Here is a 25,335-nt window from a genome sequence, read left to right as displayed (position 1 = left end):
CAGACACGGACATATTTTTCATAGAAAAACCTTTCACGCCCGGTTGGTGGCCGCTGTTAATTCATTGTATGCTTCCTGTCTTATTTTAACTCTGTACACATAAGTTCAACTTTTTACTTTATTCGTGTGGCGTTACATCCACCTTCATTCAATATTCCATGCCACAAGCTAAGGAAGCAGATATGAATTATTCCGTGCTAACCCAAGACGCATATAAACAAAAAACAGACTGTCTGATTTTGGGCATTCCAGAAGGCAAGACTTTACCCAAGTCTCTTGCTGCACTTGATGCAAGCCTTGATGGCATGCTGAAAGGGCTTTTCTCAGCCGGGGATATCAGCAGCAAAGTGGGCGATACAAGTTGGGTGCATACACCAGACAAGCCTGCCAAACGACTTCTGTTTGTCGGTGTGGGTAAAAGCAAGGAATTGGATGCCGCCAAACTCAGAAAAGCCATTCAGGCTGCCATGGGTGCACTGGCTAAAAGTTCAGCCACTACCGCGATATCTACACTTGGGGAGTTTGCCGACAAAACACTGGCCAACGACCGGGTGGTCGAGCACAGTATCCTGGCACTGGAATCCGCTCTCTACACGTTCGATCAATTAAAAAGTGAGAAAGCCAAGCCAGGTAAACTCAAACAATTGAAACTGACTGGCAGCAAAGCTGATGAAAAAGCTGTCGCCAAAGCCGAAGCCATCGCCAAAGGTATTGCTCTGACCAAGACTCTGGGCAACCTGCCCGGCAACATCTGTACACCGGAATATCTGGCCAAGCAAGCCAGGGAAATGAGCAAATCCTACAAGTCCGTCAAAGTTACCGTCCTTGATGAAAAGAAAATGAAAGAGCTGGGCATGGGGTCTCTGCTGTCGGTCGCTGCCGGTAGTGCCGAGCCTCCGCGGCTGATCACCATGGAATACAAGGGTGCGGACAGCAAGAAGAAACCCCACGTGTTGGTCGGCAAAGGTATTACATTCGATACCGGCGGTATCAGCCTGAAGCCGGGTCAGGCGATGGACGAGATGAAGTACGATATGTGCGGGGCAGCCAGTGTTTTCGGTACTTTGACCGCCCTGGCAGAGATGAACGCACCTATTAATGTCGTCGGCGTTGTCGCAGCAGCCGAAAACATGCCTGGCAGCAAGGCAACCAAGCCCGGCGATATCGTGACCAGTATGTCCGGACAGACCATCGAAATTCTGAATACTGATGCAGAAGGTCGTCTGGTGCTGTGTGATGCGTTAACCTACAGCGAAAAATTCAATCCAGACACCGTCGTGGATATCGCCACATTAACCGGCGCTTGTATTATCGCCCTGGGTAATGAAACGACCGGCCTGATGGCCAATGATGACAAACTGGCCCAGGAACTGCTGGCAGCGGGTCAAGCCACCGGCGACCGCGCTTGGCAATTACCGCTATGGGATGAGTATCAATCAGCCCTCGACAGCAACTTTGCCGACATACAGAACATTGGAGACCGGTCTGCCGGCACCATTACTGCCGCCTGCTTCCTGTCGAGGTTTACCAAGAAGTACCGCTGGGCTCACCTGGATATTGCCGGAGTAGCCTGGACATCCGGCAAGGCAAAAGGCGCTTCTGGCCGTCCGGTGCCATTACTGACAGAGTACCTGCTTAACAAACTTTAATCCCGGTAAGGTCAAAGGCACGTGGGCTGCTTATGCCTAGTCCGCGTGCCCTACCAGCAATCAACACCAAATTAGCTTCAGAAAAATTATCAGTTCCAACACATTTATCAGTTCCAACAACGAGTCCTGAATGCCCAAAAAGGCCGATTTCTATCTGTTAAACACGGCAACTCCTGAAGCCGTGAATCAATTTGTATGCCGTCTGGCGGAAAAGGCCGTTCGCCTTGGGAACCACATATATATTGCCTGTCGCAACCAGGAGCAGCTGCAGTTTCTGGATGACCTGCTTTACGAATTCAAGCCAGACAGCTTTCTGCCACATGCGCTGGTTGAGGAGTCTGATGGCAAAGCCCCCATTGAATTGGGTAGCGGAATCCACCCTCATCAGCCCCCGGCCGTAGTGGTTAATCTGTCACCAGTCGTTTATACAGAAACGTCTAGGGTTATAGAAATAGTCCCAAATGCATCGGCCGAAAAGCATATTGCCAGGAACAAATTCAGAGAGTACAAAGAAGTTGGATTTGAAATGAAAACCCATTCGCTGGAGTTGTAATAATTTATTACTAGGCTTTTCGGACTGTTGCCAATTTGGGATATTTTTACCAAAATCAACCAACATTCCGGAAACGGTATGAATTATTCAGATAATAATAAACAGTAGAAGACGTACTACAACCCCATAATACTTGCAGAGAACAGGGATTATCATGAGTGCCTCCATAGCCGGGAATGACAATAGCATCATTCCACTATTGGACGACCGAGTCCTCGAACAAAAAAAGGTCAGGGACAAGGCTGCTCCATCTCAATCCACAGGATCAGCAACTTCTTTGGAAGGAACCGACACGATGAAATCAGTCAACAATCCAGACCAGACACAATCAAAGAACCCATTTCTGCCTTATGAAAACCTTGCCAAGCTGGCCCTCGAGCGCGCAGAGTTCCAAAAACAGTTCAAATCTTTCTTTGAAAGCCAGCAGAATCAACGCCCTGCCAGCTCCGCAATGAAGGATACCCAGGATCTGGACCGTATCGTCCATCTGGCAACCCAGAAGGTGCTGGCCGAATACATGCCTCAGATTGAACAGCGAATCCGTGCAGAGGTCATTCGCCAGCTGGGCTCTCGCCTACCGGCACTTGGTAACTCAGGTATCAAAAGCTGACCTCCGGATTATCCTCCCAATCCCCTCCCGTCTTCATGGGTTATTGGCAGACTTCTGATGCAAATGAGCGTCAATAGAAAGCCAATAGCCCACATTAGCGCCCCGGGTTCTATTAAGCACATGGTGCGCTGTGTATAATGCTGGTCTTTTATTTTCATCGTCGAACCTGACTCTGGGCACGGCGATGTTAATGTCCGGAGTTCAATAACCTCCGGGCGAACCTAGGTTATGACTTACTGTGGATTATCATTTACAGATCGTGGGTTATCATTTGCAGACTGTAGGTCGTCATTTACAGAAAGCCCGCCTTATTCATGGTAATAAGTATTAACCTAAGGATATTGATTTCCCGGGCTTCCGTGGATGCCGGTGCACAAAACCTCGCAGGAACCCCGATTTCCCAAACAACGTTCAGCCAGAAACTTTATCAGCATGATGGAAAAAACCTACCAACCAGGTCAGATAGAAAATCAGTGGTATAACTACTGGGAGCAGCAAGGCTTTTTCAAGCCGCACCAAACCAACACCAATGAACAGAGCCCCTCGTTCTGTATCATGATCCCTCCTCCCAATGTCACTGGCAGCCTGCACATGGGCCATGGATTCAACAACGCCATCATGGACGCGCTGACCCGTTATCACCGTATGAAAGGTGACAACACTCTGTGGCAACCAGGCACGGACCACGCAGGCATTGCCACGCAAATGGTGGTTGAACGCCAACTGGCAATGGAAGGCATTTCACGCCACGACCTAGGGCGCGAGAAATTCCTTGAGAAAGTCTGGGAATGGAAAGAACAGTCTGGTGGCACCATCACTCGTCAGATTCGTCGTCTGGGCTCCTCTGTTGATTGGTCCAGAGAGCGTTTTACTATGGATGATGGGCTCTCAAACGCAGTAAAAGAAGCATTTGTACGCTTGCACGAAGACGGGTTGATCTATCGCGGCAAGCGCTTGGTTAACTGGGATCCGAAACTACATACCGCCATTTCTGACCTGGAAGTCGAGAACGTCGATGAGAAAGGCAGTCTCTGGCACTTCCGCTACCCTCTGGCAGATGGCGCAGCCACAGCAGACGGCCTTGATTACCTGGTCGTTGCCACGACACGTCCGGAGACCATGCTGGGTGACACAGCAGTTGCCGTTCATCCGGAGGACGAACGTTATAAAGACCTGATCGGCAAATTCGTGACTCTGCCGGTAGTGAACCGTCGCATCCCAATAGTTGCCGATGATTATGTTGACCGTGAGTTTGGAACCGGTTGCGTCAAAATCACCCCGGCCCATGACTTTAACGACTACGAAGTGGGCAAACGGCACCAACTGCCGCTGATCAATATTTTCGACCGTGATGCCGCCGTACTGTCCAAAGCTCAAGTGTTCAATATAGACGGAACCGTCAACGAAGAACTGGACACTTCATTGCCGGAAAAATATGCCGGCCTGGACCGTTTTGAAGCTCGCAAACTGATCGTAGAGGAGTTTGATTCACAGAGCCTGCTGGAAAAAGTAGACCCGCATGCCCTGAAGGTCCCCCGCGGAGACCGTTCAGGGGTGATTATCGAACCCTGGTTGACCGATCAGTGGTACGTGAAAGCCAGTGCCATGGCAAAGCCCTGTATTGACGTAGTGGAAGACGGGCGCATTCAGTTCGTTCCCAAGCAATATGAAAATATGTACTTTGCCTGGATGCGTGATCTGCAGGACTGGTGTATCAGCCGACAGCTGTGGTGGGGTCATCGTATACCAGCCTGGTATGACGATCAGGGCAACTTCTATGTCGGACGCAACGAAGAGGAAGTACGCGCCAAGCATAACCTTGGTGATACCGCTTTGCGTCAGGACGAAGATGTATTGGATACCTGGTTCAGTTCTGCCCTGTGGACGTTCTCTACTCTGGGCTGGCCGGAAGAAACCCCGGAATTGAAGACATTCCATCCGACTGACGTTCTCGTTACCGGCTTCGATATCATTTTCTTCTGGGTAGCCAGAATGATCATGATGACGACCCACTTCATGAAGAATGAAGACGGCTCACCCCAGGTTCCGTTCAAGTACGTTTACGTACACGGCCTGGTCCGGGACAGTGAAGGTCAGAAGATGTCCAAGTCCAAGGGTAATGTTCTGGACCCACTGGATATTGTGGACGGTATTGATCTGGAAGCCCTGATTCAAAAGCGCACCACCGGACTGATGCAGCCCAAGATGGCGGAACAGATCAAGAAGAAAACTCACGCGGAATTCCCGGAAGGTATTGCCAGCTATGGTACTGACGCCCTGCGTTTTACCATGTGCTCACTGGCCTCGACCGGCCGTGATATCAAGTTTGACATGGGCCGGGTCGAAGGCTTCCGTAACTTCTGCAACAAAATCTGGAATGCCGCCCGCTATGTACTGATGAATGCGGAAGGTCAGGATGTCGGGTTGGAAAACACCGAAGTGGAACTCAGTCTGGCAGATCGCTGGATCATTTCCCGTCTGCAGCATGCAGAGGCTGAAGTAGTTCGCCAAATGGACCAGTTCCGTTTTGACCTGGCCACCCAGGCGATTTATGAGTTTATCTGGAACGAATACTGCGACTGGTACCTGGAACTTTCCAAGCCGGTTCTCTGGGACGACAATGCATCAGATGCCCTCAAGCGCGGCACCCGCAGAACTTTGGTCAGAGTACTCGAAGCAGCATTAAGATTGGCGCACCCCATCATGCCGTTTATTACGGAAGAGATCTGGCAGAAGGTCAAAACCCTGGCAGGTAAATCCGGCGACACCATCATGCTGCAGCCCTACCCGGTCCCTGAAGACACCAAAGTCGATGAAGAGGCCGTACAATCCATTGAATGGCTCAAAGCTGTCATGCTGGCAGTGAGAAATATTCGTGGTGAAATGGATATTGCCCCAGGGAAACCTCTCTCGATACTGCTCTCACATGGTACGGACAAAGATCGCGAGGAATTGTCCAAACAGGAAACCGTGCTGAAGAAGCTGGCCAGACTGGAATCAATTCGCTTCCTCAGCGAAGGTGAAGTACCGCCGGCTTCGGCCACTCAGCTGGCCGGGCAATTGGAAGTGCTGGTGCCCATGGCAGGCTTGATCGATAAAGAAGCCGAACTGGCGCGCCTGCAAAAGGAAATCGACAAGCTGACCAAGGAACAGCAACGCCTGCAAGGTAAGCTATCCAACGAGAAGTTTGTGGCCAAAGCACCTGCTGAGGTTGTGGAGAAAGAAAAGGCCAAGCTTCAGGAAGCGCTAGACGCTCTGGCTAAACTGCAGGAGCAGGTCACCCGGATCGAAGCGCTATAATCCCTTCATGACACCGACGATCCATATTCTGGGCGCCGGATCCATCGGCGGGCTGTTCGCAGCCCGCCTTTGTCATCACTTCCCGGTGACATTTGTTACTCGTCAGCAGGAAGAACACCGGAAGTTTCGGTTTACCGACAGCTCAGGTCAGAACACACCGATTACCATTTCCTGTGAACCTCATCACTCCAACACCCCACTGGAACATTTGCTGGTCACAACCAAGAGTTACGACACCCTGAATGCACTTCAGAGTCTCGTACATAGACTTACCCCCAAGACACACATTTATTTATTCCAGAACGGCCTGGGCAGCTATTTCCAGATCCTCGAGTACTTTCAAAATCTAGAGCACTTTCAAAATCTGGAGCATTTTCAAAAATTGAATGGAGCGACACCATCTCTCTATGCTGCCTCAACAACGGAAGGGGCTAACCGGCCATCCCCCGGACAGGTTATACATGCCGGTGACGGTCAAACCTGGATTGGTTCTCTGAATGAAGCGGCCAAATCCGCAGGCTGTGAAAGTATTATTACTATGTTCAGACAGGCAGGTTTTCACACTGAAGCCAGCCCTGATATCTGGGAGATTCTCTGGAGAAAACTAACCGTTAATTGCGGCATCAATCCTTATACGGCCATCTGCCAGTGCCCAAACGGAGACATTCTCCAACAACCCCTGTTTCAGAATACGATTGATTCCTTGTGTCACGAACTTGAAAGCATCTTGCGTGTCGCAGGCTATCCCGAGGATCGCGAGGCGATAAAAGCCAGAATACTGTCAGTGGCTGAAGCCACTAAATCCAACATCTCTTCGATGTTACAGGACATACGTAACAGCAAACCGACTGAAATTTCTGCCATAAATGGATTTGCGACCGACTACGCCCACCGTCACGGGATAAAGGCAGATACCAATGAATATCTGACGCAGCAGGTTTTAACATTGTCTGGGCAGAAGAATACTTAACCCCATCAAGCAACAGGTTAATGAAATGGGCAACAGACTATCAAAAATTGTTACTCGCACTGGAGACGGCGGCACTACCGGACTGGGCGACGGCCAGAGAGTCCCCAAAGACTCAATCAGGATAGAAGCCATTGGTGCAGTAGACGAAACCAACAGCAGTGTGGGAATCCTCATTGCTGAGCTGGATTCCTCCGATGTTCTCAAGCCCATATTCCAGACAATTCAAAATGATCTGTTTGATGTGGGCGGTGAAATCGCGATGCCCGGCTATCAGCTGATTACCGAAAACCATATCAATCGACTGGAGAACTGGATCGGGGATATTAACGCTCCCCTTCCCCCACTGAAAAACTTTATTCTGCCTGGCGGTAACCGTCCTGCGGCACTGTGTCATATGTCCCGCAGTTTGAGCAGACGAGCCGAACGAGTGGTTGTTACGCTGAGCAGCAGTGAAGCCATCAATCCGGAGTTACAAAAGTATCTCAACAGACTGTCGGACTTCCTGTTTGTCGCAGCACGCACCCTGGCCCGACGTAACGGGGATGAAGAAATTCTCTGGACCAAAACCGAATTCTAAAAAAAAAGCCACCGTTTGGTGGCTTTCTTATAACAACCCTATTGTTTCCTATATCTTGAATGATGCCAGCAGTTCATGGAGCGTATCAGTCAGCTTAGACAATGAGCGACTGCTCTCCAGGGTTTCGTTGGCATTATCCATACTTTCCTGGCCGAGGTTGGAAATGTGGCTGACATTCTCATCAATGTTCTTGGCCACTGCTGTCTGCTCTTCGGCTGCTTGAGCAATCTGGTGACTCATATCCACGATCGTCGCAATAGAAGCCACAATATGGTCCAGCGCCTCAGCCACGTTCTGGGATTGTGCCACAGTGGACTGCGTCACTTCCTGGCTGCTTTGCATTGAGCCGACCGCTTCTTTCACACCGGCCTGCAACTGAGAAATCATCGCCTCAATTTCTTCTGTGGATTTCTGGGTACGCTGGGATAACGTGCGAACTTCATCAGCTACCACCGCAAATCCACGCCCCTGCTCACCGGCACGGGCAGCCTCAATGGCCGCATTAAGAGCCAACAGGTTGGTCTGTTCGGCAATCGCCCGAATCTCCACCAACACCTGGGAAATATTCTGCGAATCCTGAGAGACCCGATTAATCGATTCCACGGAAGAGGATATTTCGTCAGACAGCCGGTTAATGGTGTGCATGGTATCGTCGACTACCTGCTTACCTTTCTGCGCTTCCTGATCAGCCTGATGTGCGGAATTGGCAGCTGCCTGGGAGCTGGAAGCTACTTCCGCAACCGTATCCACCATCTGGTGCATCGCTTCAGATATCTGTGTGGTTTCTGACATCTGGCGATTGGATGCATCACTATTGGCCACGGCCACATTGTTAACCCGCTTAGCCTGGTTATCCACCTCACTGGCGGTATCCACCAACTGGGTCATCAACTGATGAACCTTTTGCGTCATCTGGTTGAACTCACGGGTCAGTTCACCCATTTCATCCTGATTGGAAGAATCCAGGGTCACGGTCAGGTCGCCACCGGAAACCTGGCGGGCACCAGTTGCAAAGCGCTCAATCGTGGACTTAACCGAGACAAAAAAGCCCATAAAAATATAGACAATGATCAATAGAAGCACGCCCTGCACGGCGAAAATACCAAACAGGGTTGTCTGGCGCTCATCCAAGCGGACATCGAGAAAATTCTTGGCCAGGTCATAGATACCGTTATTAAGGGCGTACAGTCCCTCGATCTTTCCGGAAATGGACTTATCGTAGTCAGACCACTGCTGCTCCAGCACCATGGGCGTGATAATTTCTGTATCCAGTTGATCCCGGGCCGCCATAATCAAGCCCTTGGCGTTCTCAGCAGGGGCAGCCAACCCCCTACGTACTTCCGGACTCGAGCTTAAAGTGACTTCCAATTGATTGGTAAAACCGACATTAACCGCGGTCAGTTCGTCGAAAACCTTGTTCAGATAGTCGCTGACATCAAAGCCGACACGCCCTTCCACCAGAGAAAAAACGCCACTTGCCCTGGCTTCCCCGATCTTGTCGGTTGCGTTGACAATGTATTCATTGGATAACTCCATCAGGAATTGAATATCCCGGGATGGATCCTGAGCAACACCTGATACCTGCTGGACACTATCCAGGAAATTCTTTGCCTTGGAGACAAAACTGCCGTAGTAAGCGATCTGGGGAGCCATGGAAAGCTCATTATTGTCATCGGATACCAACTTGCGCCAGGAACGCTGCAAATCCTCTAACTGCCCGACAACATCACCTTTCCTATCAAACTTGAAACCGGCCCCTTTTAAAGTCTCAAGCTGTGCATTGATACGCTTCCTCAGATCCATGGATCTCTCTTCCAAACCTGGATTCTGGCGTAGCTTGGCAGTCGCCCGGTAGTCCCGGTATTGCTGAGCAAGATCCAAGAGCTGAGCAGCGTCCCGGCTCACCTGGATACCGTACACTTCGTTTTCAATACGCTGAATATCTGAATAGAGCTGGCTGACCAGCATATACCCCATGAAGGCAATGGGGAGAAGAAATAAAACACTGATTAACAGGAACTTATAGACCAGTTTCAACTGGTTCATTAATTGGATAGCAGGCCACAAAATCTGCTTCACGATATTACCTCGACATCTGCGTTGAGCGTCCGCTGCTATTTTTATTTTCCTTCACACTCTCCTGGCTCTGCTTAATAAATCGACTGCCTTACAAATAAATGTAGCATAGCCTGACCACTCACTGGCCTTGGCACCATGTACTCCCTGACCCTCCTGAAAAAACGAATCCAACTTCATTTTTTACCCAAATAAATATCGCTCTTTACAACCTTTGGCTTTGAGCGACTTCACATGCAAGTGTAGACTATGGGGCAGGCACAGCTTGACAGCATAAGTCAATTTAAAGTTAGTTTTCCGCTGATTTTTGTAAGCTAATGTATATATATCATTCGGATGAGTCCGCCACTGACCGGCCTCAATTCCAACCGAAGAACACTCAGACTGCAGAATTCCCATGACATCAGAAATAACCCAGGCCCTGGAATCACTGTTCCAGAAATTTATCCACCACACTCACAGCCTAACCGGCCAGCTCCCTTGCGCCAGCATGGATAATGACCTGGAAGGTTGGACTACCGGCCCTGCCGTGACATCCCTTAGCGGCGAGGAATCAAAACTTTACTGGCAACCCGTTTCCCATGGGGATACGAGCGGTCTGGAAGGTTTGGAAAACGGACTGGAAACCAGACTTCACCAGGATATAAAAGACTACTATGGAAGTTTTTGGAGCGACGGCATTGACTGCACAAGCCCCGCCGGTGAGATTCACCTGCTCCAAGTCTGGAATGATGCCGATATGGAGATTCTGAAACAGAACCTGTTGGGGCACGCCTTTATGAAACTCAAAAAGAAGCAGCCCCTCACGCTGTTTTTTGGCGTCGGACAGGGAGACGAGATACTCGTCATCGATAACTCCACCGGTGAAGTCTACCTGGAGATTCCCGGACGTCGCCCACACCGAAAACTGGCGGATAACCTTGCACAATTTATCAATGCCTGCGATATCGCCTAGAGTTTTCTGGAAAGCATCCCAAATGCTGCCGACAGCGTCAGAACAACCCGAAACAACTTCAGGACATCCAGCCTACGATCGTCAGAATCGCAATCACGGAAAACCACACCATCACTGAGCGGTTCAGCAAATCACGTAATGCTACCAGCTGCCGGCTGTCGCGCAGGGCATTAGCCTCACCGGCAGCAGGGACGGCAGGCATGCTCTCAATAGCTCCAGCTGCTGCCTGCTGCAGAACCTTGAGCGCACCCACAGCGGGATCGATCATATAGTTCAAACTGCTCTTGATCGTTTCCCCAAAATTTCCCACCAGAGCAAAACTCAGTGCCAGCAACCTCGCAGGCAACCACTCCAATACTTTGTAAACAATGCCGACCTGTCTGGGCACATAAGTGGTGGACTCGCATCCAGCCACATGGGCCAGTCTCGCTACCAGAGCGCCAACAGGTCCGGCCACCATATACCAGAAAATCACCATAAAATATCTCTGGAAAGTCATATACATATACTGAGAGGTCGCCTGATAGTGGACTTCAGCAGGCGTCAGCTTGTCTGCATCCTTAATAAAGATGTCAGCACTCTCCAAAGTCCTGAACGCCGACTGGTAATGCTCCGCCTCCCATTGGGTACGATATAGCTCCACTGCCTGCTTGAGGTAGCCACAGCCGAGACACAAAAAGAGCATCACGATATGAACAAATAAAGTGGCGACACCAAACAGCACGTCATCAACAAGCGTTAGAACCAGAGTCAATACCACCGCCGGCAACAGTATTGCGATGACAACATAAAGGGTCGCGTTATGCCTGATCACCGGAAATTTTGCTTCAAAAAATTCCAAAAACTGTCGGGCCCACTGATCATGCTGTCGGCTGAGAGTCAGGTTAAGTTTACGTTGCAGCACAAAAGTCAGCAGTAGAACAAGAAACTTCATCGGCGGTTCAGCTCTTATCGTTTTCTAACATAGATCTAAGTGTAGGCCATTCGAAGGCGTTGCCGGGATCAGTTTTTCTGTCCGGCGCGATATCGCAATGACCAACAATGCGTGAGTCTGTGATTGACGGAAAATGATGTTCCAGTGAACGAATGACACAGGCCAGTTGTTGATACTGAACTTGCTCGTAAGGAATATCGTCAGCTCCTTCCAACTCAATACCGATCGAAAAATCGTTACAATTATCACTCCCTTCCCAGCTGGACTTTCCGGCATGCCATGCGCGATCAAAGAATGAAACAAACTGCACAATCTCACCATCACGACGAATCAGCAGATGAGCCGACACCTCCATTGAAGAGATTCCCCGGAAATACGAATGCTGCGATGCATCCAACTGATTCTGGAAAAAGTCTTCTATGTAGGGACCGCCAAACTCGCCTGGGGGAAGGCTGATATTATGCACAACTACCATATCGATATTCCTGCCGACAGGGCGTTGATTATAGTTCGGTGAGGGAACTTTCCTGGCCCCTTCAAGCCAACCATCCTGCATAACGGTCAGTATTTTCGGCGCAACATACTTCATCTGGCAGCAATCCGGTCTTCTATCATTTTAGGAAGCTGGGGCGGTTAATTTGACACGCTGGACAAATTTTCCACAGACAATTAAGGAACAGGTAAAGAAAGATAGGTGAATTTGAGTGTAGATTAAAGATTGACAGGTAAAAGATACAAAAAACGGGAACCAGGTTCCCGTTTATTCAGATAGCAAATGATGCAGGCTAACCTCTGGCTATGCTTCCTGCTTCTGCGACTTGTTTGAGCGAAGGTTCCCGATAACAGACTCTAATGCGCGGTCGAAGAGCAAACCGTCATCAAGCATCGACATGGTGTGAGTCTTAAGCGCCATGGCCAAGCCCAGACGACTTTTTTCCATGACCTTAACCCCCATGCGGTTAACGAAAATGTATTTACCGGTCGTCGGGATAATCGCCGCCAGCTTGCAACGGTATTTCTTGTCTTCACCTTCGTTAACTTCAACCCATGATCCGATCTTGATCCGGTCGACCATTTGGAGGGATTTCTCATCGGGAGTATCTTCGACTTCCGCTTCAGCAACCTCTTCAACCAGAACAATCTTACCAGCTTTGGCTACCGGCTCATCAACATTGGCAGCAGTCGGTTCCTGCTGCTGAGGAGCTTTTTGTTGCTGAAGAGCCTGGGAAGCAAGGTCTTGCGCTGCAACTGGTTCTGATTGCTCTACTGTAGACTCTGGAATGGCCTGGGCAACCGTCTCGACTTCCTGCTCTTCTTCGAGCGTGTCCAGATTCTCGGCGACCTCATCCAGATCAACAACATCCAATCCCCCAAGCACTGCAGACTCGAAGTCTTCCTGTTCTGAATCGAAGCTATACTCCTCTTCAAACTCCACTTCTGCCGCCAGGCGCTTCTGGGCAGTGTCGACAATATCCGCTTCCAGTTTCTGCAGACACTTATCCAAATCGAAAGGTTTAAAGGCTGTTTGAGCCAGGCCTTCTTTCAGTTTACCCAGCAACCCTTCAACCGCATCCATATCCAATGGCTCAGCTTCGCCATTCAGGTTGGTGGCATTGATCAGATTATCAACCGTTGCCAGGGCATCATTCCAATCATCATGGGTGATACCATATTTCAGGTGTAACAGCACCATATAGCTGCTCCAACCTTCTTTCAGGATCTCCAGCGCCAGTTCAGAAATCGCAGCACCTTCAAGATGCTGATTCAGAACCGCTTGAACTTCTTTCTTGGCAGCTTCGGACTTGGCCTTACCAACTTCAGAATCCCGGGTTCTTTGCTCCACCAACTGACGGCGCTTCTTCTCGCCTTCCTGGAAAGACTGAAAATCCTGCATGATATCGTCAAAAATCGACAAATCACTTTCGAACTCGTTCAACAGTCTCAGTACGACTTCTTCCAGCTTGTTCAGGAACGGATCATTCCCGCCATCGGCTTTTTCTGTCCAGCCAATCGCAGCGGTCGCAAGCTCGTTCAACAAACGTCTGGCAGGGTGACCACCACGATTAAAGAAAGTTTTATCCAACAGAGCCACTTTGACGATAGGAATCTGCAACCTGGCAATCAGCGCCTTAACTGAGGACTGGAGTTGCTGATCGCTCAAGATATACTCAAACAGCATATTGACCAGATTCATAACATCCTGGTGGGTATCCCCCACTCTGGCTCTGGCCTGTCCCTGATCGTTTCTCACCATATGCTCAAGCAATCTGGCGTAGTCTACCAACCCGTTGGAAATGACAGGGAGATTGCTGTTGTTGTGCTGAGCAGTAGACAGCAGGCTGACCAGCGTATTTTGCTGCAACAGCGGCAATTGAACACTGGCGTTGCCGGCAGGTCTGCGTGCACTCTGGCTCATCAACTGTAGAGGATCAACCGTCACCCCGTCACTTAAGCCTACTTCTTCATAGGCATCAGACAGGTAACCATCGGAAGCGTCTGCAGGCATGTACGTGTCCCGCGCGCTGCCCCTACGATCCAAGGTCTGTCTGGCAGGCCCCTGATACCGGGGAACCGGAACCGGACGCACCACGGACATATCCGGAATGACACCCTGCTCGATCAGATACTTATTGGAAGCCTCCAGCATCGACTTGACGTGCCCCAGAACATGCTTTTCAAATAATTTGAAAAAGACCAGCTTGGCCTTGATATCCATTTCCAGGTCTTGGCAGGCAGCAGCAAAGTTTTTGGTAATACGGGCAGGTCCCAGCGGATTGCTCTGGTCCTCGACGTCGACATTGAGCATCAATGCATCCATGCGCAATGTGAGGTGCTCCAACTCCCTCCCGGCCTCAGACTGGAAACGGTTAACCATATTGTCAACCGCCACCTGCTCCTCAAGGGCATCATCTTTTACAAGTGACAGGTTTTCCAGATCCAGCGGTTTTTTGGCTGCTGGTTTACCATTGCCACTATCCCGGAACTGAAAATCACGGGTGAACCCCTGGATAAATAGTGCGGTGACACGGTTTTTCTTGAGCCGGAGCTCCCGCATCGCATCAAAATAGCTGGATTGTTGGGCGTTACTGGTCGCCTGATCGGCCAGATCAAAGTAGGTATCGTCCATCTGATCAAACAGACGAACCATCAATTTACGCAGGTGCTCGCCACAGCGATCACGCAGTTTTACCAGAGGTGCAGGCAATTTCACTCCCTTCGCGGCACTCTGGTCAGCGCGATGGCTATCAAGCTGTACAACTTTTGAACCCTGCGACATTTTAGACTCCAATATGCCCGATCTAGCATCCTTATGTAGATAAGTTTAGCTGACAAAAATTGTCAGGTTGCGACAAAATTTCGACTTATGATGAAGTATATAACGTCATAATACCGACGTTTGTTGCAAAATGTAGCTTAGCGATCCAATTCACATTCTTTTTTTTACGCCTCTACCTTTTGGACTAGGAGTTAGGGGTTTCAAGGCATTTCGGCGCATTAAACCTGATACATCACCACTTATTGGAAGCATTTCTGCCCCAGGCACAATCAGGTACAATAGCTGCCGTTGTATTTTTGGAGCCTGCTATGAGCCAGGATAGTCCGAGCCCCCGTCAAACCGGTAAATGGATGATGGCGGCAGCATGGATCATTGGTATGTTACTACTAACTCAACTGTTCGGATTCTGGGAAGACCAGCAACGGAATCCCAACCAAACCCTGAGAATTGTGAGCGGGGCGGACGGCAATGAAGAGTTGGTATTACAAAGAAACCGGTTTGGCCACTATTTATTTACAGGAAAAATTAACAACCGCGATGTTGAGTTCCTGGTAGATACCGGTGCAACGGTAGTTGCTGTCCCGGAATCCATGGCCAGATCACTTGGTCTTCCCGAACTCGGACAAACCAGCATGCAAACAGCCAATGGCACAACCAGAGCAACCCGGACCGTCATCGATCAGCTGCAGTTGGGACCATTCACTCTACGTGATGTCAACGCCACAATCCTTCCCAGAATGAACGGTGACCAGGAAGTCCTGCTGGGAATGAGCGCATTACGCCATTTATCGTTTTCCCAGCAAGGCGACCAGTTGATACTCAGAGCAGAGTAGTCCCGAATCGTTTTTAAGCTATTGCCGGACCTGATCATTGCCCAAAATGACAATCGCCCGATATGACAACCGCCAATGCCATTATTCTATATAAATGCCATTGCCCTATATAAAAGCAATCACCCTATTTAATTAAGAAACCTGTTAATTGAGAAACCTGCCATTATGAATCTGCTAGACGAATTGATTCCTACAGCTATAAAAGAAGACGCAGCCAAGGCATTGAAAGAAGATGTTGGCGATGGCGATATCACCGCCCGGCTGATTTCTCCCGATGCCCGGGCAACAGCCCATGTCATCACCAGGGAGCCAGCAGTTATCTGCGGCCAGGCCTGGGTCAATGAAGTTTTCCATCAAGTGGACAGCGATATCACCATTGAATGGCAGGTGAATGACGGTGACAGAGTGGAAGCAGACAGCAGGCTTTTCACCGTCACCGGTAATGCCCGCTCTTTACTTACGGCGGAAAGACCCGCATTGAATTTTCTACAGACTCTGTCCGGCACCGCCACCATCGCCCGGTATTACGCCGACAAAGTCGCCCATACCCATACCCGCATACTGGACACGAGAAAAACCCTGCCCGGGCTGAGAGTGGCTCAAAAATATGCGATCCGCTGTGGCGGCTGTCATAACCACCGTATCGGATTGTGGGACGCATTCCTGATAAAAGAAAATCACATTATGGCCTGCGGCAGCATCAGCCAGGCAGTGGCGACAGCGAAACAGATCGCTCCCGGCAAACCTGTTGAAGTGGAAGTCGAGACCATTCAGCAGCTGGAAGAAGCCATCTCCGCCGGTGCAGATATCATCATGCTGGACAACTTTGACCTGAAAACGATGGCCAGAGCGGTGGATCTGGCAGATAAGAAAGTGAAGCTTGAAGCTTCGGGCGGCATAAGTGATGAGACACTGGTTGCCATTGCGGAGACAGGGGTTGATTTCATCTCCATTGGAGCCCTGACCAAACACTGCCAGGCAATAGACTTATCCATGCGAATTGCGAACTGATCGACAGCAACAATAAAGCACCTGAATTTTCTTTCAGGATATGTGATCCTTGCCCAAAGACATCTGCTAGAATTAATTAGCCGGGGCCCATGCCCCAAATAAGAAAAGACAGCGCTAAGAAGACAATGGATTGACTGAACCCGCTTATCAGCGGGTTTTGCCAGGAGTGGTGAAAGGTGATCCCTTTTATCGCAAGGAATCTATGCCCACGAAGTCTCATTATGATCAGGAAGATAACCCCAAAAAGGGACCTTTTAAAATCAGCGGTATCCTACTACTGCTTGCAGGGATTGCTCTGGCCTGCTCGACGGGTCTGTTTTTGTTCAAAAACGGCTACCCACCGCTCTTATTGCCGGCCACAGCCTTCATTTCAATGCTATTTTTCCGTCGGGGCGTTTCTGCCGCATGGCTGGCAGGGCCATTAGCCCTCGTCACGGGTATATCCGCCAGCTACGCTATTCCAGGTCCTTCTATTTCAGAGTCGGCATATATTGCAGCACTCTGTACGTCTTATGTCCTCGGACAATCTTACCTGTTCTATCAGACGTACCGCTGGCTAACCCCTGACGAACCTGACAATCGGGCCGAGACCACCGTCCTGCGGCTTCTGATCAGCCTCCTGGTCAGTACTGCGGCCTGCGCATGCCTGACAGCGCTATGTTTCACCCTGCTGTCCACACGCGAATATGAATTATTTTCTCTGTTTGCCTTACTGTTTCTGGCGGTAGCGCTTCCCACCCTGATCGGATTTCCAGCTTATCTGCCCAACAAGAAGCCCCTCAATCTGTCACAGTTCCTACAGGAACGCTTTGTAGAGGTTGTGGCTTGGCTCGGCCTGCTGCTGCTTGTCGGCGAATTGATCACCAATATGGGCGGCTTCCTGATTTTTGCACTGCTGCCACTGCTCATCTGGTCCAATCTGAGATTCCCCCAGTACCACAGCAACCTCGCAGCCTCACTTGCAGGTGCGACTGTTATTGTATCCTTGTGCATTTACAGCCCCACGCCAGAACTGAGCATCATCAACCTGCTGCATCTGGAAATTGCCGTATTTGTGTTTTCCAGTTATTACCTGGGAGCGTTGACAGAAGACCGCATTCAACTGGAGAACCGCCTGGAGGAAATGGTCATCCAACGGACTCGGGATCTGGAGATGACCAACCATGAACTCCAGAGTGAAGTGGCCATCAGGCAAAAAGCCGAAAGATCCTTCCGCCAGAGTTCACGCCGCTACAGAGCATTGATAGAAACCGCAGGCAGCCCTATCGTGGTCATGGACGGTGAATTCAAGATTTTACAATGGAATGACGCCGCAGCCCGTTTGTTTGGATATAACCGGGAGGACATTTTCGGGCGCAACTATATAGAAGGCTTTGTTCCGTTAGAATTCCGGGACGAGACTGAGTGGAAAATTAAAAAAGTCCTGGAGACAGGTATCCCGGTCGAGAACTTTGAGACCGAAGCCAATGCCCCGGACGGCAGCAAGCATGTCATGTTGTGGAACATAAACCGAGTGGTGGATGAAGAAGACGAGCAGCCACAGGTCGTATTGGCCGGACAGAATATCACCCCTATCCGGCAGACTCAGAACCAACTCCATTTTCTCGCCCATTACGACGTTCTCACCGGTGCGGCCAACCGCAGACTTTTTGAAGACCGCTGCACCCAGGCATTGAAACAAGCCGTTCGCCACCAAAACGAGGTGGGACTGATCAGCCTGGACATCGATCATTTCAAACGAATTAATGACACCCTGGGCCATGACGCTGGCGATGAGCTGTTAAAAGAAATATGCCGTCGATTGAAAAAGTGTATCCGGGAAGAGGATACCATTGCACGGCTGGGCGGCGATGAATTTGCCATCCTCCTTAACAAGGTCAATGGCGAAGAAGGCTGCCTGAGGGTTGGCCAAAACCTGCTGGAAAACATCACCCAGCCCATCAATCTGCCAAGCCAGCAACTGGTCATCACCACCAGCATCGGAATCACTCTGGCGCCGAGAGATGGCAAGGATTATTCCGTGCTACTGAAAAACGCGGACATGGCTATGTATCGGGCCAAGAGTGCCGGCCGCAATAACATCCAGCTCTACCGCAAGGAAATGAATGACGAGCTTGAACTGCTGTTGAACACCGAGCAGGAACTGCGGGCAGCCATCGAACAGCATCAGTTTGATATTTACTACCAACCCCAGATCGACCTGGAAAGCGCACGGGTGATCGGCCTGGAGGCTCTGTTGCGTTGGAAGCACCCATCGCGCGGCATTCTGGCCCCCATTGAATTTATCGATGTTGCCGAACAATGCGGTCTGCTGCCAGCCCTTGGACAGTGGGTCATATACAATGCCTGCCTGCAGTGCCGTGCAATTCAGGCCATGAGCCAGCATCCCGTCCAGGTGTCAGTCAATATTTCGCCACGCCAGTTCTACCATCCTGAGTTGATCAGCACATTGGCTACAGCGCTGAGTGAAACCCGTGTGGATCCAAACTATATCTGCCTGGAAATTGCCGAATCGGTACTCCTGCACAATCAACAGGAAGCCGAAGAAAGATTGACACAACTGAAAGCCCTGGGACTACAGATCACCGTGGATAGTTTCGGCTCCGGCTTGTCTTCTGTTTCAACTCTCGCCCGCCTCCCCGTAGATGCGCTCAAAATTGATCGGGCACTGGTTCGCAATGTCCCCGGTGAAGACATAGACATGGCCATTTCGGAAACCCTGGTGGCAATTGCCCATAAAATGAGTATCAAGGTCGTGATCGAAGGTGTCGAGAGACCCGATCAGGAAGCATTTTTCCGCAATAACGGTGTCAGATTTGTACAGGGGCACCTCTATGCTCACCCGATGCCTTCCATCACCCTGCCAGACTTCTTCGATGGACTAAAACACGGTCAAATCTCAGCCGAAGGCAACCAGATCCACCTGCCGCTGGAAAACTGAGATATGAAGGATCACCTGAAGACCCGACCGACCAGCGATCTCAATCCATGCATCCGAAACTGTTGCCTGGATCAACATGATGTATGCTGTGGCTGCAAACGCACCCTGGAGGAAATTCTGGCCTGGCACTCAATGAACCAAGAACAAAAAGAAGCACTTCTGGAAGAGCTAAAAAAGCGCCAAGAGTCCGGGAATTGAGTTGATGCGGTGTTTCTTCGGCATTACCCCCAATCCAGAATCCATCAATGACATCTGCCAACACATAGGACGCCTTCAGGAGATTGCCGGCATACCTCCCCACGTACTTCGCTGGCAATCCGCCATGCAGCTACACATCACATTACTGTTCATGGGCAATATTACTGCTGAAGATATCGCTGCCATGGATCCGCTCGTTGAAGGCATCTGCAAGAATTCACAACAGATGATGCTGACCACTGGATCCACGATACTTTTCCCCACGACCAGAAAGCCCAGATGTCTGGTACTGGAAATTCTCGAATCTGAAGAATTATCCAAACTGCATCAAGAGATCAAAACCGTTGCGAGAGAGACAGGCATTCAGGTTGAAAGCCGGCACTACCACCCTCACCTGACCCTGGCCAGAATTCATAAAGGCAGTAGGATAGACTTCGCTGAACGACAGGAACTGAATATTCAGTTCAACATAGACAAGGTAACACTGTTCAGCAGCCAAGCTACGGAACAAGGCTCGCGATATGATATGGTTCGGGAATACCCGTTATCTATCGAATAAGACGGCTTTAACCTTAATCTCCTCCACCTCTGTAATTAACCCTGAGACACACGAACCTCTTTAGCCAGACCAGATGACACAAACCATAGAACTACTAGACCTGCTCATGACTGAAATACAGGATTGCCGGATCTGTGAAGATCACTTACAGCCGAACCCTGTGTTAAGACTATCTACAAGCGCCCGCCTATTGGTGATTGGCCAAGCTCCCGGCACCCGGGTTCACGCTACCGGAATTCCGTGGAATGACCCCAGCGGTGTGCGGCTACGTTCCTGGCTGGGCATGGATGATGAGGTTTTCTATGACACCAGCAAGGTCGCCATTATGCCCATGGGCTATTGTTATCCGGGGAAAGGAAAAAGTGGCGACCTGCCGCCAAGACGGGAATGCCGGGAGGCCTGGCACGACAGGGCCTTGCAACTAATGCCGGAGATTAAGACCACATTACTCATCGGACAATACGCCCAAAATGCCTACTTGCCGACCCCGGGTAAATCGCTCTCAGACAACGTCAGAAACTGGAAACAATGGTTTCCACACCTGATCCCACTTCCTCACCCCTCTCCCAGAAACACTTTATGGCTCAAGCAGCGCCCCTGGTTTGAAGACGAGGTGGTTCCAGCAGTTCGGGAGTTTGTCCACGAACTGCTTCATCCGGGCTCTAGCCGTGATATTCCATGATCAAATCATCAAAGCGCCTGATTACATCCAGTAAAGCGTCCACTTGCTCAAGCTCCTGTTTATAGCGTTCTTCTGCCATGGGCAATATGCCACTGGCCTGAGGTAATGGGGCATCAGCTTCTATGATGACTTTCATGCGGGAAATCAGTATAAACTGCAACCACTCATGAAACTCCAGGGTATCAATACAAAAAGGCTGCTGACTAGCCAAGGCTTCAGGGGAAGGTGGCTGACTACTCCACATATCCAGCCGCCTCAGTTCAGCTTCCATTTCCAGAAGAACATCTGCCAACTCGGTTAGCACTCTGGTATTTGACAACGTTACGAAACCTCCGTAGTGACATTTTCGCCCTGCAACACTTGATACAGGCTCACAAACTGTTGCGTCAACGGATGCTTGGGTGCCATATATATCAAAGGTTCATGGGCCTGGTGGGATTCTTTCATCTTGACCGACGAATTTAACTGGACAGGCAGCACCGGCAACCCTTCATCGGTCAGGTCTCCGATAATCTTTCTTGGCAGGGACGCACGGGGCTGGAACTGATTGGCAATAATCCCCTCAATCTGAAGATCCTGATTGTGGTCCTCCTGAAGATCCTGAATTTCCCCAAGAATCGTATATAACGCCTGGCGGGAAAAATCATCGCAATCAAATGGTATAAGGCATCGCTGCGCGGCAATGAGAGCCGATCGGGTGTAGAAGTTCAGGGCTGGTGCTGTATCAATAAATATCCGGTCAAAACTTTCCCCCAACTTCGCCAGGGCATCCCTTAACTTATAGATCTTGTGCTTCGCTTCCAGCTTACGCTCCAGGAAGTCGAGTTCAGGGCTTGCCGGCATGATAAACAAGCCAGGAAAGCGTGTGGCGTGGACAAAGTCATCGATTTTTTTGTTGAAGATATTGAAGGCGACGGACTGCTCAAAAAAATCAGCCACCGTATCTTTGAGCTCAACTGGATTCTTTCCCAGCAGATAGAGACTTGAGTTTCCCTGTGGATCGAGATCAACAACCAGCGTTTTGGATCCCTGCTCTGCACTAATGGCAGCAAGATTACAGGTAATACTGGATTTTCCAACCCCGCCTTTCTGATTGAAAATGACTCTTCGCATGTTTCCCCCGGATGTCCTGATTGGCACGCGTCACACGGTTATACTGAATATTATGATGCCGCGAGTGCCTGTGTGATGGTTTTTTGAAAGCAACAAAGTTGTAACCCATCTACCAGCATAATTCCAGAATTACGCCGATATTCCAGAGCTATCCCTCTATCTTTCTATCCCACAACCTTTCTATCCCACAACCACACCTGCATCAGATAACCCGGTAAAGCCTTTACCAACCGGTAATCGATTTCACAAAGGGAACGGTGATAGCTCGTTTTTCTTCCAATGAGGCTCGATCTATCTGCTTCAACAATGTTGTTAATGACCCCAAATCCCTTGGCGCACGCCGGATGATGAACTGTTTGACCTCATCCGACAGGAAAAATCCAAAATGCTGTGCCTGCTGCTCCAGCACTTGCAGGCGCAGTTGCTCGTCTAAAGCAGGCAACCTGATCGTCACCCCCCATCCCAAGCGAGACTTCAAATCCGGCAGTTGCCAGGGTAAGTTTGCCGGGGTCTGCAGCGCACAGGCAATCCACTGGCATTTTTGCTGCTGGCATCGATTGAACAGGTGAAACAAGGCCTCCTCCCACTCGGAGTGACCCGCTACCTTATCAATATCGTCAAGGCACAACAGCTGGCAATACTCGAGTCCTTCCAGAACAGCCGGGTCCATTGCCAGAAGCTCCCCAAAGGGCAAATAGAATGCTTCTCCAGAGTCATATAACTGACTGGATGCCAACAGCAAATGGCTTTTGCCCGTAGAACTTTCGCCGGCAATAAAGAGTATGGTTTCGTCTGGGGACGACAGGAAATTACGAATCGTCGTAACGGTCTGGCCTCCATCCGGCTCAACAAAATTTTCCAGTTCAGCCGAAGGATTGGAGGAAAGATTCAGCGCAAGCTGAGTCAGAGAGTGATTTTTAGAGTTATTCGACATGCGGTTTTCAACAGAATCAAAAAGCCTCAGGTAGTTGTCCCTGAGCGTTCAAGCCAGTACTTTCGCCCCCAAACAGTCACATAATGCGCTCCACTGATCAGGCTTGTTGCTGCGACAATCCATACCCCCTGCTCGACAGCCAGAAGAGGCATGGGTAGTCCGGCATAGTACAGAACCACTACCAACACGTAAGTAATCTGTGCAAAGGTGCTTAATTTCCCCCACACGCTGGGCCGTATCGAATAGCTACCTACCAGCATGTGATATGTCAGGGCACCCGCCACAATAATCAAATCCCGGGCAAATACAAGAATTGTCAGCCACAGGGGAAGCAATCCATTGATCGTCAACACAACAAACACAGATACCAGCAACACCTTATCCGCCAACGGATCGGTAATCGCCCCGAACCGGCTGGCCCAGTGAAAAGTTCTTGCCAGGAACCCATCAAGCCCATCGGAAAGTCCCGCGACCAAAAACAGCCACAGAGCATCCCGATACCATTCCCTCGCGAGGCAGAATACTATCGGCGCCACCAGGAAAATACGCAGTAATGTAATGGCATTGGGCAATTGCCTCCAGGAAATACGCAACGATTCCTGCTCCACTCAGCTGGTACCCGGCACAGTCGTAATGACTGACCGCTGTTGTCTATTCAACTGCCACACCCAATAATCTGAATACTCAGCCAACACATCCCACAGCTACCACGGCTCATGCAAAATACTCCGCATTGTAACTTCAGGCAGCCGACCAATCACTCAGGCAATATACAGATACAAGACCACCAGATGATTTTCAGCCGATCAGCGATCAATGACCGCCATTCTATTGGTCACCCCATTGATAGTATAGCCAATAGCCGATTTCCTCAGGATTCCCATCACCCAATATCGGATGCAGCTTTTCCTGCAACGCGATGTGTTCTTCCAGTTGCTCTGGTGCCGTATTCAGGGACAGCTGGAACCTGACCACATCACGATCCATATAAAATGGCTCCACCCGCTTTACCGGCGCAAGCTTCTGCAACATACGTGAAACATCAACATAGTCCCGGAAATTTCTGACATTGGTGACCTGAAGCTTAACCAGATTGGCCGAATTCTCATCCAGCGTGATGGCATATTTCTTCGCCTGGGATGATGCGACGGCAGCCATTAACTGTTGAGCCCACTCATCCTGGCTGGGAGCTTCCAATTCTCCCTGACTCAATTGCTGGCCATTGACCCGCAATTGCCACAACCCAGTCCACCGACCGGCGTTGTCCTGATATACCCGGGCCATAACGATAGCATCGCTACCATAGCGAACAGATGCCGTCTCTATCGGGCTGGCAAAGAATCCCCACAGATCTGAGACATTCAGCGCGGAGGAATCCTCCAGATCCATCAACGGAAGCAGCATCGGCAACCCCCAATGACGGGCAGCGGATTGAAGATAGCCAACCATCGGGCTTTCCTGATATTCAGCCAGAACATCCCGGCTTCCCTGGTTATCAAGAGCAATCCAAAACAGAGTCTGAGGTCTGCTTTGCCCCCACACAGGGAGTCCCTGCTGAGCAAGCAACTGGGCTAGCGCACTACCGGCAAACTTTGCCTTGAAGACCCAAGGCAACTGCGCTGAGGGATCAGCGCTGCGATCATAACTGTACTGTTCCAGCAAACGCTGACTGTTTGTGGCAAGGTCTTCCGGAGAATATACGTCTCTCCAATAAGGTGTTCCTGTAATACGATCCACCACCTGCTCGAGCGCCAGCTTTGTCGCCTGCCGTCGGGAGTCAGCAGCCTGGTCCGCCACCGGGATTTCCGCCTCATACAGACCACGAACGGTTACCGCATAGGCATTCGATTGCAGCAAACAAGCGCTCAACATCAAGGTCATCACCAAGCCCCACATCCCTTTACGGGACTGTTTCAGGCCAGAGTGAGTATTTTTAATGCGCACTGAAAGCATTTGGGTAAACAGAAAAATCACTTTTGCGTCCAATATCACTACTCATCAGGGATGCCCGGCGGCAGATTAAATCCAGTCATATCAATGCGGTCCTGCCCCGGAATTCAGCAAATGCGGGGAAGGATACACTATTTCCCATCGAGCCACTATTAAAGCGGTTTTAGTTTCAGTCCCCCTGCAGAGCAGGCATATTCATCATTCTGGCGGGCA

Annotated in this window: 22 protein-coding genes; 13 read left to right on the top strand and 9 right to left on the bottom strand. The window is 50.2% G+C overall.

What is annotated here, in order from left to right; all coding sequences use genetic code 11:
* Positions 1–182 precede the first annotated feature (182 nt).
* From BTA51_RS15380 to BTA51_RS15355, 6 genes are all read left to right on the top strand, one after another.
* On the top strand, positions 183–1,649 hold the full coding sequence (locus tag BTA51_RS15380; protein ID WP_094708730.1) for a leucyl aminopeptidase: 1,467 nt from the start codon (positions 183–185) through the stop codon (positions 1,647–1,649).
* Positions 1,650–1,779: 130 nt separating this feature from the next.
* Complete coding sequence (locus BTA51_RS15375; RefSeq protein WP_094708728.1) at positions 1,780–2,202, top strand: DNA polymerase III subunit chi; 423 nt, start codon at positions 1,780–1,782, stop codon at positions 2,200–2,202.
* 154 nt (positions 2,203–2,356) lie between these two features.
* Positions 2,357–2,812 carry a hypothetical protein gene (locus BTA51_RS15370; protein ID WP_094708726.1) on the top strand — a complete coding sequence of 152 codons (456 nt, stop codon included), beginning with the start codon at positions 2,357–2,359 and terminating at the stop codon, positions 2,810–2,812.
* A gap of 435 nt (positions 2,813–3,247) precedes the next feature.
* Positions 3,248–6,112: a valine--tRNA ligase gene (locus BTA51_RS15365; protein WP_094708917.1), complete on the top strand. Its 2,865-nt coding sequence runs from the start codon at positions 3,248–3,250 to the stop codon at positions 6,110–6,112.
* Positions 6,113–6,119: 7 nt separating this feature from the next.
* Positions 6,120–7,082, top strand: coding sequence for a 2-dehydropantoate 2-reductase (locus tag BTA51_RS15360; RefSeq protein WP_094708724.1), 963 nt, complete (start codon positions 6,120–6,122; stop codon positions 7,080–7,082).
* A 25-nt stretch (positions 7,083–7,107) separates the two neighbouring features.
* Complete coding sequence (locus BTA51_RS15355; protein WP_094708722.1) at positions 7,108–7,659, top strand: cob(I)yrinic acid a,c-diamide adenosyltransferase; 552 nt, start codon at positions 7,108–7,110, stop codon at positions 7,657–7,659.
* A gap of 48 nt (positions 7,660–7,707) precedes the next feature.
* Here the strand turns inward: BTA51_RS15355 and BTA51_RS30195 are convergent, their stop codons facing one another.
* The gene (locus BTA51_RS30195; protein ID WP_210404844.1) at positions 7,708–9,738 is read right to left on the bottom strand and encodes a methyl-accepting chemotaxis protein; all 2,031 of its coding nucleotides are present in this window, start codon (positions 9,736–9,738) and stop codon (positions 7,708–7,710) included.
* 394 nt (positions 9,739–10,132) lie between these two features.
* Here BTA51_RS30195 and syd point away from each other — a divergent pair, with 394 nt between their 5' ends.
* Entirely contained in the window at positions 10,133–10,690 is a 558-nt protein-coding gene (syd, locus tag BTA51_RS15340; protein ID WP_094708718.1) for a SecY-interacting protein, read from the top strand.
* Between the two features lie 58 nt (positions 10,691–10,748).
* Here the strand turns inward: syd and ampE are convergent, their stop codons facing one another.
* From ampE to BTA51_RS15325, 3 genes are all read right to left on the bottom strand, one after another.
* Positions 10,749–11,624, bottom strand: a complete 876-nt coding sequence (gene ampE / locus BTA51_RS15335; RefSeq protein WP_094708716.1) for a regulatory signaling modulator protein AmpE — start codon at positions 11,622–11,624, stop codon at positions 10,749–10,751.
* A 7-nt stretch (positions 11,625–11,631) separates the two neighbouring features.
* On the bottom strand, positions 11,632–12,213 hold the full coding sequence (gene ampD / locus BTA51_RS15330; RefSeq protein WP_094708714.1) for a 1,6-anhydro-N-acetylmuramyl-L-alanine amidase AmpD: 582 nt from the start codon (positions 12,211–12,213) through the stop codon (positions 11,632–11,634).
* A 207-nt stretch (positions 12,214–12,420) separates the two neighbouring features.
* On the bottom strand, positions 12,421–14,901 hold the full coding sequence (locus BTA51_RS15325) for a DUF1631 domain-containing protein (RefSeq protein WP_094708712.1): 2,481 nt from the start codon (positions 14,899–14,901) through the stop codon (positions 12,421–12,423).
* A gap of 308 nt (positions 14,902–15,209) precedes the next feature.
* On the opposite strand from BTA51_RS15325, the gene BTA51_RS15320 reads away from it, so the two are divergent.
* The 6 genes from BTA51_RS15320 (at position 15,210) to BTA51_RS15295 (ending at position 21,125) form a co-directional block, all read left to right on the top strand.
* Positions 15,210–15,734, top strand: coding sequence for a TIGR02281 family clan AA aspartic protease (locus BTA51_RS15320; protein ID WP_168188188.1), 525 nt, complete (start codon positions 15,210–15,212; stop codon positions 15,732–15,734).
* Between the two features lie 165 nt (positions 15,735–15,899).
* Positions 15,900–16,745 carry a carboxylating nicotinate-nucleotide diphosphorylase gene (gene nadC / locus BTA51_RS15315; protein ID WP_094708710.1) on the top strand — a complete coding sequence of 282 codons (846 nt, stop codon included), beginning with the start codon at positions 15,900–15,902 and terminating at the stop codon, positions 16,743–16,745.
* Positions 16,746–16,875: 130 nt separating this feature from the next.
* Positions 16,876–19,686, top strand: coding sequence for a bifunctional diguanylate cyclase/phosphodiesterase (locus BTA51_RS15310; protein ID WP_246841052.1), 2,811 nt, complete (start codon positions 16,876–16,878; stop codon positions 19,684–19,686).
* A gap of 3 nt (positions 19,687–19,689) precedes the next feature.
* Positions 19,690–19,884, top strand: coding sequence for a DUF1289 domain-containing protein (locus BTA51_RS15305; RefSeq protein ID WP_094708706.1), 195 nt, complete (start codon positions 19,690–19,692; stop codon positions 19,882–19,884).
* Positions 19,885–19,888: 4 nt separating this feature from the next.
* Complete coding sequence (thpR, locus tag BTA51_RS15300) at positions 19,889–20,443, top strand: RNA 2',3'-cyclic phosphodiesterase (RefSeq protein ID WP_094708704.1); 555 nt, start codon at positions 19,889–19,891, stop codon at positions 20,441–20,443.
* A gap of 106 nt (positions 20,444–20,549) precedes the next feature.
* The gene (locus tag BTA51_RS15295) at positions 20,550–21,125 is read left to right on the top strand and encodes a uracil-DNA glycosylase family protein (RefSeq protein ID WP_371333189.1); all 576 of its coding nucleotides are present in this window, start codon (positions 20,550–20,552) and stop codon (positions 21,123–21,125) included.
* Here BTA51_RS15295 and BTA51_RS15290 read toward each other — a convergent pair.
* From BTA51_RS15290 to BTA51_RS15270, 5 genes are all read right to left on the bottom strand, one after another.
* Positions 21,106–21,444 carry a YqcC family protein gene (locus tag BTA51_RS15290; RefSeq protein WP_246841051.1) on the bottom strand — a complete coding sequence of 113 codons (339 nt, stop codon included), beginning with the start codon at positions 21,442–21,444 and terminating at the stop codon, positions 21,106–21,108. The genes BTA51_RS15295 and BTA51_RS15290 overlap by 20 nt on opposite strands.
* Positions 21,445–21,446: 2 nt before the next feature.
* Positions 21,447–22,238, bottom strand: a complete 792-nt coding sequence (locus BTA51_RS15285; protein WP_094708700.1) for a ParA family protein — start codon at positions 22,236–22,238, stop codon at positions 21,447–21,449.
* Positions 22,239–22,461: 223 nt separating this feature from the next.
* The gene (gene hda, locus BTA51_RS15280) at positions 22,462–23,172 is read right to left on the bottom strand and encodes a DnaA regulatory inactivator Hda (protein ID WP_094708698.1); all 711 of its coding nucleotides are present in this window, start codon (positions 23,170–23,172) and stop codon (positions 22,462–22,464) included.
* A gap of 26 nt (positions 23,173–23,198) precedes the next feature.
* Positions 23,199–23,780 carry a CDP-alcohol phosphatidyltransferase family protein gene (locus BTA51_RS15275; RefSeq protein ID WP_246841050.1) on the bottom strand — a complete coding sequence of 194 codons (582 nt, stop codon included), beginning with the start codon at positions 23,778–23,780 and terminating at the stop codon, positions 23,199–23,201.
* A gap of 220 nt (positions 23,781–24,000) precedes the next feature.
* On the bottom strand, positions 24,001–25,158 hold the full coding sequence (locus tag BTA51_RS15270) for a DUF2066 domain-containing protein (protein ID WP_141215609.1): 1,158 nt from the start codon (positions 25,156–25,158) through the stop codon (positions 24,001–24,003).
* Between the last annotated feature and the right edge of the window lie 177 nt (positions 25,159–25,335).

The sequence above is a fragment of the Hahella sp. CCB-MM4 genome, assembly GCF_002260525.1.
GTDB lineage: Bacteria > Pseudomonadota > Gammaproteobacteria > Pseudomonadales > Oleiphilaceae > Hahella.
Note: the sequence above shows the minus strand (reverse complement) of the source record. Positions and strands in the feature narration are given on the sequence as shown.

Coding starts and splice junctions, on each gene's coding strand:
- ampE (WP_094708716.1), bottom strand. CDS start 11,624: ATGAAGTTTCTTGTTCTACTGCTGACTTTTGTGCTGCAACGTAAACTT.
- BTA51_RS15370 (WP_094708726.1), top strand. CDS start 2,357: ATGAGTGCCTCCATAGCCGGGAATGACAATAGCATCATTCCACTATTG.
- BTA51_RS15380 (WP_094708730.1), top strand. CDS start 183: ATGAATTATTCCGTGCTAACCCAAGACGCATATAAACAAAAAACAGAC.
- BTA51_RS15285 (WP_094708700.1), bottom strand. CDS start 22,238: ATGCGAAGAGTCATTTTCAATCAGAAAGGCGGGGTTGGAAAATCCAGT.
- BTA51_RS15305 (WP_094708706.1), top strand. CDS start 19,690: ATGAAGGATCACCTGAAGACCCGACCGACCAGCGATCTCAATCCATGC.
- nadC (WP_094708710.1), top strand. CDS start 15,900: ATGAATCTGCTAGACGAATTGATTCCTACAGCTATAAAAGAAGACGCA.
- hda (WP_094708698.1), bottom strand. CDS start 23,172: ATGTCGAATAACTCTAAAAATCACTCTCTGACTCAGCTTGCGCTGAAT.
- BTA51_RS15325 (WP_094708712.1), bottom strand. CDS start 14,901: ATGTCGCAGGGTTCAAAAGTTGTACAGCTTGATAGCCATCGCGCTGAC.
- BTA51_RS15295 (WP_371333189.1), top strand. CDS start 20,550: ATGACTGAAATACAGGATTGCCGGATCTGTGAAGATCACTTACAGCCG.
- ampD (WP_094708714.1), bottom strand. CDS start 12,213: ATGAAGTATGTTGCGCCGAAAATACTGACCGTTATGCAGGATGGTTGG.
- BTA51_RS15375 (WP_094708728.1), top strand. CDS start 1,780: ATGCCCAAAAAGGCCGATTTCTATCTGTTAAACACGGCAACTCCTGAA.
- thpR (WP_094708704.1), top strand. CDS start 19,889: ATGCGGTGTTTCTTCGGCATTACCCCCAATCCAGAATCCATCAATGAC.
- BTA51_RS15365 (WP_094708917.1), top strand. CDS start 3,248: ATGGAAAAAACCTACCAACCAGGTCAGATAGAAAATCAGTGGTATAAC.
- BTA51_RS15355 (WP_094708722.1), top strand. CDS start 7,108: ATGGGCAACAGACTATCAAAAATTGTTACTCGCACTGGAGACGGCGGC.
- BTA51_RS15320 (WP_168188188.1), top strand. CDS start 15,210: ATGAGCCAGGATAGTCCGAGCCCCCGTCAAACCGGTAAATGGATGATG.
- BTA51_RS15360 (WP_094708724.1), top strand. CDS start 6,120: ATGACACCGACGATCCATATTCTGGGCGCCGGATCCATCGGCGGGCTG.
- syd (WP_094708718.1), top strand. CDS start 10,133: ATGACATCAGAAATAACCCAGGCCCTGGAATCACTGTTCCAGAAATTT.